This is a genomic window from Brevibacterium sp. R8603A2 (assembly GCF_023072605.1).
Taxonomy (GTDB): domain Bacteria; phylum Actinomycetota; class Actinomycetes; order Actinomycetales; family Brevibacteriaceae; genus Brevibacterium; species Brevibacterium pityocampae.
In genome coordinates, this window is sequence record NZ_JALLGN010000007.1 from 194,727 (window position 1) to 207,503 (window position 12,777).

Sequence of the window (12,777 nt, forward strand, 5' to 3'; positions counted from 1 at the left end):
CCCCGGCGGGCGCGGCGCACGCCGTGATCCGTGGGACAATGCACTCGTGGCCATGAAGAATCAGACTCCGCTCAATCTGTCCCCCGAGGTCCTCCACACCGCAGCCCGGTGGGAGGACCGCTATCACGAGTGGGCGCGCGGTGTGGTCCGCAAGCGCGACTGGCGCCCCACCGTCATCGCCTACGACTCCTACGGCACGGAGACGAGCATCCGCGTGCTCGCCCGGGTCGTGCTCACCAAGACCGGGCAGCCGGCCGCGGACACGAAGGCGAGCATCCGCGGCTGGCGCTCCTTCGGCAACGTGCCGCTGTCGGACGAGACCGCGTGGGTGCGGGTCGGCGACACCGAGCACATGGTGACCGCCGACCGCGGCGGGATCGTCGATGCGGTCATCCCCGGGGACTTCGCCCCGGGTCCGGTGGAGATCGAGATGTGGACGACCGACTCCCTCGTCGACCGTGCGACGGTGCGCATCATCGGGCAGGAGCAGACCTTCGGGATCATCTCCGACATCGACGACACGGTCATGGTGACCGCCCTGCCGCGTCCCATGCTCGCGGCATGGAACACCTTCGTGCTCGACGAGCACGCCCGCAATCCCGTGGCGGGCATGTCGGTCCTCTACGACCGGCTCACCTACATGCGGCCGAATTCGCCGATCATCTACCTGTCGACCGGCGCCTGGAACGTCGCACCCACCCTCAAGCGGTTCCTCGGGCGCAACCTCTACCCGGACGGCCCGCTGCTGCTCACCGACTGGGGCCCGACAGCCACCCGGGCGTTCCGCTCCGGGCAGGAGCACAAGCGCTCCACGCTCGAACGGCTCGCCCGCGAGTTCCCCACCATGAAGTGGCTGCTCGTCGGCGACGACGGCCAGCACGACGAGGCGATCTACGGCGAGTTCGCCGAGAACCACCCGGACAACGTCGCCGCCGTCGCGATCCGGCAGCTCACCGTCGGCGAGGCGGTGTGGGCCGGCGGTCGCTCGCAGCAGGGCGGCCGCGGCACCGGGGTGCCCTGGGTCTACGCCAGCGACGGCGCGGGGCTGGCCTCGAAGCTCACCGAACGCGGGATCATCTCCGCGATCTGAGCCGGGCCGCGCTCAGCACTCGGTCCGGCCCTGAGACGGCCCGCCTCGAAGTGGAGTGTGGGGCTTGTGGAGGAGTGCAGGGCGAACAGCGCCACCACATGCTGCCGAGAGCCCCACACTCCGAACCGGGGTCAGGAGTGTGGCGCGCGGGCGGTGCTGCGGCGGCGCAGCAGCACGAAGCCGAACGTGCCGAGGAGCAGCACCGCGCCGGCGGCCGCGAACAGGATGCGCGCATCGAAGGCACCGGAGTCCGACGCCTCGGCCCCGCCGGTGACGTCTGCGGCCGGGGCGGCGGTGGACTCCGTCGGCGTCGGCCCGGCGGTCGGCTCCGGAGTGAGGCGGACCTCGGCGACGGGTTCGGGGTCATCCTGGTTGAAGGCCCACTCGATGAGGTCGAGCGCGGCCCGGCGGGTGCCGTTGTCGCTCGTCAGCACCGCCGAGGCATAGGTCTTCCCGTCGCGCTCGACGACGGCGACGAAGGAGCCCTTCGCGGCCTCCGTGTAGCCGTTCTTCAGTCCCAGCCCGCCGTCGACTTCACCGACGACCCGCGTGTGGTTGCCGATCTCGTAGCCGGCGACCTTCTCACCGGTGTCGGGGTCCGTGGCTCCGGGGAAGTCGTAGGTCTCCGTGCGCAGGATCCCCATGAGGTAGTCGTCGCGGAGGACCGCGCGGGCCACGATCATCTGGTCGGCGACCGTCGTCACCTGCCCCTCCGCATCGAGGCCCGAGGTGTTGCGCGCCACCGTGCCGGTGAGACCGAGCTCCGCGGCCTTCGCGTTCATCAGCCGCACCGCCTCGTCCTGCCCGCCGACGGCGTTGCCGAGCGCGTGCGCGGCGTCGTTCGCACTCGACATGAGCATCGCGTGGAACAGGTCGTCGACCGTGTACTCGTTCTGCTGGACGATCCCCGCCTTCGTGCCGTCGACGGCCATGTCCGCGAACACCGGCTCGTAGACCTGCTCGGGGTCGTCGAGCACCTCGACGAGGGCGAGCGCGGTGAGGAGCTTGATCACCGAGGCCGGCGCCCGGCCGGCGTCGATCTCGTGGGCGGCGAACGCCTCCCCGGAGTCGAGGTCGGCGACGATCCACGCCTCGGCGACGGGTTCGGGAGCCGGGGTGCCGGGGCCGAGGTCGGGGGAGGCGTAGATCGGCTCGGACTCCTCCGGCGCGGGCTCGGGGGCGGCGAGCGCAGGCACCGGCCCGGCGCCGAGGAGCCCTGCCGGCCCGGCGGTGGACAGCGGTCCGGCCGCGGGCGCGAGGAGCAGGACGGCGGGGAGCAGGAGGGCGGCGGGGCCGCGGAGAGCATCGAACACACGAGAAGTCTATGCGCTGCGTCCGCAGACCGGGGTGGATGCACGAAGCGCCCGGAGCGGGGTCCGGGCGCTTCGGCTGCGCTGTGCGGGTGCGGGCGGTGCCGGTCCGGCGGGCCCGCCGGGGTCAGAAGGCGCGGGTGAGGAGCGCCTGCTTGACCTCGGCGATCGCTTTGGTCACCTGGATGCCGCGCGGGCACGCCTCGGTGCAGTTGAAGGTCGTGCGGCAGCGCCACACGCCCTCCTGGTCGTTGAGGACCTCGAGGCGCAAGTCCGTGCCCTCGTCGCGGCTGTCGAAGATGAACCGGTGGGCGTTGACGATCGCGGCCGGGCCGAAGTACTGGCCGTCGGTCCAGAACACCGGGCACGAGCTCGTGCACGCGGCGCACAGGATGCACTTCGTGGTGTCGTCGAAGCGCTCACGGTCCTCCGCGGACTGCAGACGCTCACGGGTGGGCTCGTTGCCGTCGGTGATGAGGAACGGCATGACCTCGCGGTAGGACTGGAAGAACGGCTCCATGTCCACGATGAGGTCCTTCTCCAGCGGCAGACCCTTGATCGCCTCGACCGTGATGGTCTTGTCGGTGTCGAGGTCCTTGAGCAGGGTCTTGCAGGCGAGCCGGTTGCGGCCGTTGATCCGCACCGCGTCGGAACCGCACACGCCGTGCGCGCACGAGCGGCGGAACGACAGCGAGCCGTCGATCTCCCACTTGATCTTGTGGAGGGCGTCGAGCACGCGGTCGGTCCCGTGCATCGTGACCGTGTAGTCCTCCCAGTGCGGCTCGGAGTCCTTCTCGGGGTCGAAGCGGGCGATCCGGATGGTGCAGTCGAACGACGGGATCTCGCCGCCGCCCCCGCCCAGGTGATCGGGGATGTCGACCTTGGATGCCGGTTCTGCGGTGGTGGTCTCGGGATTCGCACTCATCAGTACTTACGCTCCATCGGCTGGTAACGGGTCATGACGACGGGCTTGGTCTCCAGACGCATGCCCTTGATGCCCTCGGACTCGCTGTCGGGGTCGAGGTAGGTCATCGTGTGGTGCATGAAATTCTCGTCGTCGCGATCGGGGAAGTCCTCGCGGAAGTGACCGCCGCGCGACTCCTTGCGGTGGATCGCGGCGACCGCGACGACCTCGGCGATCTCGAGCAGGAAGGCAAGCTCGATCGCCTCGAGCAGGTCGAGGTTGTAGCGCTTGCCGCGGTCCTGGATCCCGACGTTCGCGTAGCGCTCCCGCAGCGTCGCGATGACGTCGAGGGCGTTGCGGAGGGTCTCGTCGGTGCGGAATACCTGCACGTCGGCGTCCATCACGTCCTGCAGGTCCTTGCGGATCGCGGCCACCGACTCGGTGCCGTCGGCGGTGCGCATCGACTCGATCATGTCGACGACGCGGGCCTCCGGGCCCTCCGGGAGCTCCGGCATGACGGCGGTCGCGGCGTACTCCGCGGCGGCGATGCCGGCGCGCTTGCCGAACACGTTGATGTCGAGCAGCGAGTTCGTGCCGAGACGGTTGGAGCCGTGCACGGACACGCAGGCGCACTCGCCGGCGGCGTAGAGGCCGGGGACGACGTCGGTGTTGTTCGACAGCACCTCGGCCTTGATGTTCGTCGGGATGCCGCCCATCGCGTAGTGGGCGGTCGGGAACACCGGCACCGGCTCGGTGTAGGGCTCCACGCCGAGGTAGGTGCGCGCGAACTCGGTGATATCGGGCAGCTTGGCGTCGATGTGCGCCGGCTCGAGGTGGGTGAGGTCGAGGAGCACGTAGTCCTTGTTCGGACCGCAGCCGCGTCCCTCGCGCACCTCGTTGGCCATCGACCGGGCGACGATGTCGCGCGGGGCGAGGTCCTTGATGGTGGGGGCGTAGCGCTCCATGAAGCGCTCGCCGTCGGAGTTGCGCAGCACCGCGCCCTCGCCGCGGGCGGCCTCGGACAGGAGGATGCCGAGGCCGGCGAGGCCGGTCGGGTGGAACTGGAAGAACTCCATGTCCTCGAGGGGGAGGCCCTGGCGGTAGGTCACCGCGACGCCGTCGCCGGTCAGGGTGTGGGCGTTCGAGGTGGTCTTGAAGACCTTGCCGAAGCCGCCGGTGGCGAACACCACGGCCTTCGACCGGAAGACGTGGATCTCTCCGGTGGCGAGCTCGTAGGCGACGACGCCGGCGGGGCGGCGCACGCCGTCGACCTCGGTCATGACGAGATCGAGCACGTAGAACTCGTTGTAGAACTCGACGCCGTGCTTGACGCAGTTCTGGTAGAGCGTCTGGAGGATCATGTGGCCGGTGCGGTCCGCGGCGTAGCAGGCGCGGCGCACCGGGGACTTGCCGTGGTCGCGGGTGTGCCCGCCGAAGCGGCGCTGGTCGATCCGGCCCTCGGGCGTGCGGTTGAAGGGCAGACCCATCTTCTCGAGATCGAGGACGGCGTCGATCGCCTCCTTGGCCATGACCTCCGCGGCATCCTGGTCGACGAGGTAGTCACCGCCCTTGATGGTGTCGAAGGTGTGCCACTCCCAGTTGTCCTCCTCGACGTTGGCGAGGGCCGCGCACATGCCGCCCTGGGCCGCGCCGGTGTGCGAACGCGTGGGGTAGAGCTTGGTCAGCACCGCGGTCCGGGCCCGCTGCCCGGACTCGATGGCCGCTCGCATGCCCGCGCCGCCGGCGCCGACGATGACGACGTCGTACTCATGTACCTGCATAGAATTCAGTTCTCCTTGTAGTGCCTGCGTCAGCCGGCGGTGCAGAAGGAAGCGAGCAGAGCCGGGTCGGCGCCGACGGGGCAGGGCTCGAAGGTGAAGATCACGAGGGTGCCGAGCGTGATGATGATCGCGGAGGCGACGTAGAGCACCACCTGCAGCGCGATCCGGGTGCCCGGGCGCTCGGCGTAGTCGGCGATGATCGTGCGCATGCCGTTGGTGCCGTGGACCATCGCCAGCCACAGCATGACGAGGTCCCAGATCTGCCAGAACGGATTGGCCCACTTGCCGGCGACGAAGCCGAAGTCGATGGCGTTGACGCCGTCGCCGAGCCACAGGTTGACGAACAGGTGGCCGAAGATCAGGACGACGAGCACGATGCCGGACAGGCGCATGAAGAGCCAGGCGAAGAGCTCGGTCTTCGAGCGCGTCGAGGCGTGGCGCGTGTAGCCCGTGCGGGGTGCGGGAATGGTCGAAGCAGTCATTCTCATCAGCCTCCGAAGACGTGCATGAGGTGGCGGGGGAGGAAGCCGATCATCACGACGAGCCACAGGATCATGGCTCCCCAGAACAGCTTCCGCTGGTTCTTCGGGCCGCCCTTCCAGAAGTCGACCAGGATGACCCGCAGGCCGTTGAAGGCGTGGTACACGATGGCGGCGACGAGGCCGATCTCGGCGAGTCCCATGAGCGGGGTCTTGTAGGTCGCGATGACGGCGTTGTACGCCTCCGGCGAGACGCGAACGAGTGCTGTGTCGAGCACGTGCACCAGCAGGAAGAAGAAGATGCCGACGCCGGTCACGCGGTGCGCGACCCAGGACCACATCCCTTCGTTCCCTCGGTACAGAGTGCCCGTAGACGCTTTGGCCACGGGGCATCCTCCAAGTGGATACGAGCATTTGGGTTACCTCATGAAGTTACGCCGGTTTTCCCAGCGGTGCCAATCGAAACGCACGCTTCCTGCGCATTTCATGAGAGAAGCGCGCACCCGTCTGACCAGCATCCGGACGCTCGGCGTCCGAAAGGTATATACCGGACACAAGTGTGCCGTATTCATCACCGACTATCCGCTGCGACTCTCCGCCGCGCATCGGCGCTGTGCGGGGCGGCCGCGGGCCGGGGAGCCGCGCTGCGCCCCGGGCGCGGGATCCGGTGCGCGGCGGGTCGCTCAGCGGACCCGTGCGGGGAGTCGACCACAATGGGTGGGATGATCGCCGATGCCCCTGCCCCTGCCCCTGCCCCTGCCCCTGAACCTGTCGCCGGCGCGCCCGCCGCTCCTGCTGTGCCGCTCGCGGACCCGCACTTCCACGCGGTGATCCCCGCCGGGGGATCCGGCACCCGGCTGTGGCCGGTGTCGCGGGCGCACGCCCCGAAGTTCCTCCACGACGTCCTGGGCGTGGGCCGCTCGCTGCTGCAGTCGACTTGGGACCGGGTCGAGGCGCTCGTCTCCCCGGACCGGATCACCGTGGTGACCGGCGCACCCCATGTCCAGGCGGTGCGGGAGCAGCTGCCGCGCCTCGGTGCGGACCGGATCCTCGCCGAACCCAGCCCCAAGGACTCGGCCGCGGCGATCGGGCTGGCCGCCATGCTCATCGCCGACGAGGACCCGGATGCGATCATCGGCTCCTTCTCCGCCGACCACTCGATCACCAACGTCGACGAATTCACCGCGGTCATCGCCCAGGCGTGCGCCGCGGCGACCGGCGGGGACATCGTCACCATCGGCATCACCCCCACCTACCCCGCCACCGCCTACGGCTACATCCGGACCGGGCCGCTGCTCGCGCTGCCCGAGGCGCCCACCGCCCGCCGCGCCCTCGCATTCGTGGAGAAGCCCGCGGCCGGCCGGGCCCGCGAGTACACGTACTCCGGCTCCTACCGCTGGAACGCGGGGATGTTCATCGCCCGTGCGGATGCGCTGCTCGCGGTCATGGCGGAGCAGGCCCCGGAGCTCCACGCCGGGCTGCGGGAGATCGCCGACGCCGCCCCCGGTGCGGAGCGCGAGCGGGTGCTCGCAGAGGTGTGGCCGGGGCTGGAGAAGAAGGCGATCGACTACGTCGTCGCCGAGCCCGCCGCGGCGGCCGGGCGGGTCGTCGTCATCCCCGGGGACTTCGGCTGGGACGACGTCGGGGACTTCGACTCGGTGGCGAAGCTGCGCCAGCCGGTGCGCGGCGAGGAGCACGGGGTGTTCTCGGTCGGTCGCGAGGTCGACGTCGTCGACATCGATGCCTCCGGCGTGGTCATGTCCGATCAGGACCGGCTGATCGCGATCGTCGGCCTCCACGACGTCGTCGTCGTCGACACCGCCGACGCCCTGCTCGTCGCCGCGCGCTCGCACGCGCAGGACGTCAAGCGCGCCGTCGCCCGTGCCGCGGAGATCGGGCGGGAGGACGTGCTGTGACGCACGCCCGCGCAGCGTCCGGCGACCGGCTGTCACGGAACGTCATCCGGTGTCATGTGCGCTCGTCATCGGGACTAGAATCGGGGATCACCCCGTCGTCCACCGCGATGTCCCCGGTGCCGTCCGTCCGTTCGTCGTCCATCCGAAAGACCGAGTGCGCGTGATCCGATCCGCCCTGGCCCCTCATCTCGACTCCCTCGTCGGGTTCCGACGCGACATCCACGCGCACCCCGAGCTGTCCTTCCAGGAGTTCCGCACCACCGACCGGATCGTCGCAGCGCTCACCGCCGCCGGACTCGCGCCGCGGCGCCTCGAGGGCACCGGGGTCGTGTGCGAGGTGGGTTCCGGGCCGCTCGCACTCGCCCTGCGCGCCGACATCGACGCCCTCCCGCTCGACGACCTCACCGGCACCGACTTCGTCTCCACCGTGCCCGGCGTCGCCCACGCGTGCGGGCACGACATCCACCTCAGCGCCCTCGTCGGCGCCGGGATCGTGCTGGCCGACATGCACCGCAGCCGGCCCGGCGGGCTCGGCGGCACCGTGCGCCTGATCTTCCAGCCCGCGGAGGAGGTCACGCCCGGCGGAGCGCTCACCGTGATCCAGCAGGGTGCGCTCGCCGACGTCCCGCAGGTGTTCGCGATCCACTGCGATCCGAACGTCGACGTCGGGCACGTGGGATCGCGCATCGGGGCGATCACCGCGGCCGGCGACACCGTCATCGTGCGGCTGCGCGGCCACGGCGGCCACACCTCGCGCCCGCACCTCACCGAGGACCTCGTCTACGCGCTCGGCAAGGTCGCCACCGACCTGCCCGCCACCCTCCACCGGCTCATCGATCCGCGCCACGCGATCTCGCTCGTGTGGGGCGCGATCGAGGCCGGGCACGCGGCCAACGTCGTGCCCAACGAGGGCTCGATCATGGGCACCCTGCGGTGCCTCGACGTCGACGGCTGGAATCAGGTCGCCGAGGTGCTCCCCGGGCTCGTCGACCGGATCACCGGGCCGTTCGGGGTCGAGGTCGAGCTCACCCACCGGCGCGGCGTGCCCCCGGTGGTCAACACCGAGCCGGAGGTCGCGCTCATCGAGGCCGCCGTCAAGGAGGAGCTCGGCGAGGACAGCGTGCAGCTCACCCCGCAGTCGATGGGCGGGGAGGACTTCGCCTGGTACCTCACCCACTGCCCAGGAGCCCTCGTGCGGCTCGGCACCCGCACGCCCGGCGGCGTCACCTACGACATCCACCAGGGGGACTTCCTCGTCGACGAGGGCGCCCTCGAGATGGGGGTGCGCGTGTTCGCCTCCACCGCCCTCAAGGCGCTGGGACTGCGATGACGACCGCACGCCGGGCTCCGGGTGCGGCGGCGGGTCTCGCCGCGGCCGCGCTGCTCACCGCGTGCGGGGCACAGCCGCAGGAGGCCGCTCCGGCGACGACGACCGGCTGCATGGTCTCCGCCCCGGCGGGCTTCGCCGACCGGTCGATCGGCCAGCTGAGCTTCGGTGAGCTGTCCCATGCGCAGTCCGCAGGGTTCCTCGCCTCGACGTCCTCCCAGCGCGTGAGCACGCTCGCCGGCACCGAGGAGGCGCTCGGCCGCTACGCCGGCGGGGACTGCTCGCTCGGCGCGCTCGTGGGCCCCGGAGGGGCCGAGGCGCTCGCCGCCGTCGCCGCCCGGGCCCCCGACACCGCGTGGCTCGCCGTCGCCACCGGCGGCACCGACTACCCGGACAACGTCGTCACCATCGACTTCGACCTGCGCGAGCCCGCGTTCATCGCCGGCTACGCCGCGGCGGCGAGCTCGGAGACCGGCACCGTGGCGATGTTCGTCTCCCGCGGGTTCGCCGGCGGCGAGGAGCTCCTTGCCGCCTTCGACGCCGGGGTCGAGCAGCGCAACGACGACACCGGATCCGAGGTCGCCGGGCTGCGCGAGGGCTCGGTGTCCCAGCGCACCGTCGACGACACCCCCGCCGCCGGCCGCGCCTACACCGAGGACGCGATCGAGGCCGACGCCGACGTCATCGTCCCCTTCGCCTCGGGCGCGGCGAGCGGCGTGCTCGAGGTGTTCACCGAACACTACGCGCCGGACGATGAGGACACGGCGGACGGCACGGGCGACGCCGCCGGCGGGGACGGCGCGGGTGATACGGACGGTGCGGCTGGTGCCGGCGGTGCGCCTGGCGCGGACGGTGGGTCCGGTCCCGGCACGGCCGCGGCGGGGACCGCCGGGCCGGGGATCGCCGGCGACGGCGCGGCGGACGGCGACGGCGGGACCGGCGAGGAGCCGGAGGAGGAGCTCGGGCCGACCCTGATCTGGTACGGCACCGACGGGGCGCGCACGCTCGACGACGACCTCGGCGAGCACGTCATCGCCTCGACCGTGCCGAACGTCGCGGCGGGCTTCCAGTCGACGGTCGCCGGCTGGCCGGTGACCGGGTTCGCCGGTGAGATCGAGGAGCCGGAGGGGGAGGAGCGCACCATCGGCGACATCGCCGTGCGCGCGCCCGCCTACACCGGCACGATGGACAACGGCGGGGTGGAGGTCGTCGCCTCCGACGGGCTGCTGAGCACCGTGGCCGGGCTGTCGCGCGACATCGCCGACGTCCGCGACCGGATCCGGGCCGGCGAGATCGACGTCCCCGGCGCCGACTGAGCGTCGGCCCGGGGCCGGTGGCGTAGGCTGGTCGCGTGGACCAGACTCTCTTCCCGACTCCCCACGGAGTCGACGCCGATGACCCGATTCTCCGACTCCCCAAGGTGTCGCTGCACGACCACCTCGACGGCGGGCTGCGACCCGCGACGATCGTCGAGCTCGCCCGGAAGGTCGGCCACACGCTGCCGGCCGACGACCCGGCGGACCTCCGCGCGTGGTTCTCCGCCTCGGCGAACTCCGGGGAGCTCACCCGCTACCTCGAGACCTTCGAGCACACGATCGCGGTCATGCAGACCGCGCCCGCGCTCACCCGGGTGGCCCGCGAGTGGGTGCTCGACCAGGTGGCCGACGGCGTGTTCTACGCCGAGGCGCGCTGGGCGCCCGAGCAGCACCTGCGCGCGGACCTCGACATGGACGCCGCGGTGATCGCCGTCCAGGCGGGCCTCGACGAGGGCGAGGCGATCGCCGCGGAGGCCGGGCACGTCATCCGCACCGGGCAGATCCTCACCGGCATGCGGCACGCGGACAACTCGCTCGCCGTCGCCGAACTCTCGATCCGCCACCGCGACACCGGCGTGGTCGGTTTCGACATCGCCGGCGGCGAGGCCGGCAACCCGCCGGCCGCCCACCTCCAGGCCTTCGACTACCTCCACCGCGAGTGCTTCCCCGTCACCATCCACGCCGGCGAGGCCGCGGGCGTGGAGTCGATCCTCGAGGCCGTGCAGGTGTGCGGCGCGCAGCGGATCGGCCACGGCGTGCGGATCGTCGAGGACATGGACATCATCGACGGCGACGGCACGCTCGGCCGGCTCGCGGCGTGGATCCTCGATCACCAGGTGCCGCTCGAGCTGTGCCCCTCGTCGAACCTCCAGACCGGGGCCGCCGGGTCGATCGCCGACCACCCGATCACCGGGCTCAAGGACCTCGGGTTCGCCGTCACCGTCAACCCCGACAACCGGCTGATGTCGGCGACTTCGGTGAGCCGCGAGATGCGCCTCCTCGTCGACGAGGCCGGCTGGGACCAGGGCGACCTCGAATGGGCGACGGTCAACGCGCTCGGCTGCGCGTTCATCCCGCTCGACGCCCGCGAGCGCTTCATCGACGAGATCCTCATCCCCGGATTCGAGCGGATCACTCTGTGACCGACCGGCCCGCACCCACCGCGGTCCGCCGTCCGTGGACCCTGTGGGCCGCACTCGTGATGGTGGCCCTCGAGGTCGCGGTGCTCGTCGTGTCGGCCGGCTTCTTCGTCGTGCTCTCCCGCTCCGGGGACACCGAGGTCGGGTCCTCGCTGCTGTCGCTCGCGGTGATGTTCGGCGTGCTCGCGCTCGGCCTCGTCGCCGTGATCATGGGCCTCTACCGGATGCACCGCTGGGCGCGGCCGGCGACGGTCGCCTGGCAGGTGCTGCTCATCCTGTTCGGCCTCTCCGTGCTCGGCTCCGGCTGGCTGCTGCCGGTCGGCTCGATCGTGCCGGCCGTGCTGTGCCTCGCCGCGCTCTTCGCCCCGCCCTCGCTGGCCGCCTACGGCGCCGCGATCGCCGAGCACGAGGCGCGGGCCCGGGCCGCGCAGGACGCGCTCGCCGCCGGGATCACGGACGATGCCGGGAGCGCGGATCCTGCGGATGATGCAGAAAGTGCTGGGGACGCGGACGATGCGGTGGGCGCGGGCAGGGCAGATGGCGCCAACGGTGCGGGCAGTGCGGACGGTGGGCGCAGCTCGGATCGTTCGGGCCGTGCGGGTCGTCCTGAGCGCCCGGCGCGTGCGAAGTCGAACCCGGCCCGTTCGAAGAAGAAGCGGTAGGCCTCAGCCCAGAGGAGCGCGGTAGGCCTCAGCCCAGGTAGGCGCCGCAGGCCTCGGTGAGGAAGTCGCCGGCCGCCTCGCCCTCGGAGTCGCCGAGCGTCGCCGCGGTGCGCTGGATGCCCCACCACACCTCGGGCGCGCTCGCCCACAGCAGCCGCAGCTCCTCGCGGGAGCCCGGGTCGTCGGCGAGCTGCTGGGCGGCCTGCTCGATCCGCTCGTTCGCGTCCTCGGCGGTGCACCGCTCCTCGGTGCTCGGTCCCGTCGGCCTGACCTCGGCGATCTCGTCCGTGTTCGCGGCCTCGAGGGTGTAGGCCGAGGACCCGACCTCGGTGACGGCGAAGGTGCCGAGGATGCGGTAGAACGGCGCCCGCTCGGCATCGACCGCCTCGGCGGGGAGGGTGATGCTCACACTGTCCGGGGTCGACGGCGTGAGCGTGACCTCGCCCTCCGCGCCGGGCTCCTGGTAGCTGTGGACGTAGACGTCGAGGTAGGCGTCCTCGCCGTCCGCCGCGGCGGTCTGCAGCCCGGACCACACGGGATCGCCCTCGACGGGCCCGCCGGGGGACACATCGACGAGCGTGATCGCGGGAGCGGAGTCGGGGGTCTCGACGGGGGTCGCCACCTCGGGGCTCACCGAGGGCCGCGGGTCCGGGCGCTCGGTGCCGGTCGCCTCGCAGCCGGTGAGGGCGAGCAGCGCGCACGCGGCGGCTGCGGGAACGGTCAGGAAGCGCTGGCGCACACTCATCACCTTCAGCTGGGGGACGTCGACGGTCACGTGCAGTCTAGGGGCGCGCGGCCCCGGCACCCGGGAGCAACGCCGCAGGCACCGGGCGCGGGGTTCCGCCGGAGGGGT

General features: G+C 71.6%; 12 protein-coding genes. 6 read left to right on the forward strand and 6 right to left on the reverse strand.

Going from position 1 to position 12,777, the window contains the following annotated elements; translation table 11 throughout:
• Positions 1–52 precede the first annotated feature (52 nt).
• The gene (locus tag MTQ12_RS09105; protein ID WP_247618336.1) at positions 53–1,090 is read left to right on the forward strand and encodes a phosphatase domain-containing protein; all 1,038 of its coding nucleotides are present in this window, start codon (positions 53–55) and stop codon (positions 1,088–1,090) included.
• A 131-nt stretch (positions 1,091–1,221) separates the two neighbouring features.
• Here the strand turns inward: MTQ12_RS09105 and MTQ12_RS09110 are convergent, their stop codons facing one another.
• The 5 genes from MTQ12_RS09110 to sdhC form a co-directional block, all read right to left on the reverse strand.
• Positions 1,222–2,403: a serine hydrolase gene (locus MTQ12_RS09110; RefSeq protein WP_247618337.1), complete on the reverse strand. Its 1,182-nt coding sequence runs from the start codon at positions 2,401–2,403 to the stop codon at positions 1,222–1,224.
• 124 nt (positions 2,404–2,527) lie between these two features.
• Positions 2,528–3,325 carry a succinate dehydrogenase iron-sulfur subunit gene (locus tag MTQ12_RS09115; protein ID WP_247618338.1) on the reverse strand — a complete coding sequence of 266 codons (798 nt, stop codon included), beginning with the start codon at positions 3,323–3,325 and terminating at the stop codon, positions 2,528–2,530.
• Positions 3,325–5,085: a succinate dehydrogenase flavoprotein subunit gene (sdhA, locus tag MTQ12_RS09120; protein ID WP_137317937.1), complete on the reverse strand. Its 1,761-nt coding sequence runs from the start codon at positions 5,083–5,085 to the stop codon at positions 3,325–3,327. Before sdhA ends, MTQ12_RS09115 begins: the two co-directional genes overlap by 1 nt.
• Before the next feature lie 29 nt (positions 5,086–5,114).
• Positions 5,115–5,567, reverse strand: coding sequence for a succinate dehydrogenase hydrophobic membrane anchor subunit (locus MTQ12_RS09125; protein ID WP_247618339.1), 453 nt, complete (start codon positions 5,565–5,567; stop codon positions 5,115–5,117).
• Positions 5,568–5,572: 5 nt separating this feature from the next.
• Positions 5,573–5,950 (reverse strand): succinate dehydrogenase, cytochrome b556 subunit, encoded by a 378-nt coding sequence (sdhC, locus tag MTQ12_RS09130; protein ID WP_137317935.1) that lies wholly within the window; start codon positions 5,948–5,950, stop codon positions 5,573–5,575.
• 336 nt (positions 5,951–6,286) lie between these two features.
• Here sdhC and MTQ12_RS09135 point away from each other — a divergent pair, with 336 nt between their 5' ends.
• The 5 genes from MTQ12_RS09135 to MTQ12_RS09155 all read left to right on the forward strand — a co-directional run bounded on the left by MTQ12_RS09135 (position 6,287) and on the right by MTQ12_RS09155 (position 11,924).
• Positions 6,287–7,480 (forward strand): mannose-1-phosphate guanylyltransferase, encoded by a 1,194-nt coding sequence (locus tag MTQ12_RS09135; protein WP_247618340.1) that lies wholly within the window; start codon positions 6,287–6,289, stop codon positions 7,478–7,480.
• A gap of 160 nt (positions 7,481–7,640) precedes the next feature.
• A complete protein-coding gene (locus MTQ12_RS09140) occupies positions 7,641–8,810 on the forward strand; it encodes an amidohydrolase (protein WP_247618341.1) in 1,170 nt (389 codons plus the stop codon).
• Positions 8,807–10,123 (forward strand): BMP family ABC transporter substrate-binding protein, encoded by a 1,317-nt coding sequence (locus tag MTQ12_RS09145; RefSeq protein WP_247618342.1) that lies wholly within the window; start codon positions 8,807–8,809, stop codon positions 10,121–10,123. Before MTQ12_RS09140 ends, MTQ12_RS09145 begins: the two co-directional genes overlap by 4 nt.
• A 35-nt stretch (positions 10,124–10,158) precedes the next feature.
• On the forward strand, positions 10,159–11,265 hold the full coding sequence (locus tag MTQ12_RS09150) for an adenosine deaminase (RefSeq protein WP_247618343.1): 1,107 nt from the start codon (positions 10,159–10,161) through the stop codon (positions 11,263–11,265).
• Positions 11,262–11,924, forward strand: coding sequence for a hypothetical protein (locus tag MTQ12_RS09155; protein WP_247618344.1), 663 nt, complete (start codon positions 11,262–11,264; stop codon positions 11,922–11,924). The genes MTQ12_RS09150 and MTQ12_RS09155 overlap by 4 nt, the downstream gene beginning before the upstream one ends.
• Positions 11,925–11,952: 28 nt before the next feature.
• Here MTQ12_RS09155 and MTQ12_RS09160 read toward each other — a convergent pair whose 3' ends face one another.
• Entirely contained in the window at positions 11,953–12,699 is a 747-nt protein-coding gene (locus tag MTQ12_RS09160; protein WP_247618345.1) for a hypothetical protein, read from the reverse strand.
• Between the last annotated feature and the right edge of the window lie 78 nt (positions 12,700–12,777).

What these genes read in the sequence shown, in the direction of transcription:
- MTQ12_RS09105 (WP_247618336.1), top strand. Translation starts at nt 53, where the DNA reads ATGAAGAATCAGACTCCGCTCAATCTGTCCCCCGAGGTCCTCCACACC.
- MTQ12_RS09115 (WP_247618338.1), bottom strand. Translation starts at nt 3,325, where the DNA reads ATGAGTGCGAATCCCGAGACCACCACCGCAGAACCGGCATCCAAGGTC.
- sdhA (WP_137317937.1), bottom strand. Translation starts at nt 5,085, where the DNA reads ATGCAGGTACATGAGTACGACGTCGTCATCGTCGGCGCCGGCGGCGCG.
- MTQ12_RS09125 (WP_247618339.1), bottom strand. Translation starts at nt 5,567, where the DNA reads ATGACTGCTTCGACCATTCCCGCACCCCGCACGGGCTACACGCGCCAC.
- MTQ12_RS09135 (WP_247618340.1), top strand. Translation starts at nt 6,287, where the DNA reads ATGATCGCCGATGCCCCTGCCCCTGCCCCTGCCCCTGCCCCTGAACCT.
- MTQ12_RS09145 (WP_247618342.1), top strand. Translation starts at nt 8,807, where the DNA reads ATGACGACCGCACGCCGGGCTCCGGGTGCGGCGGCGGGTCTCGCCGCG.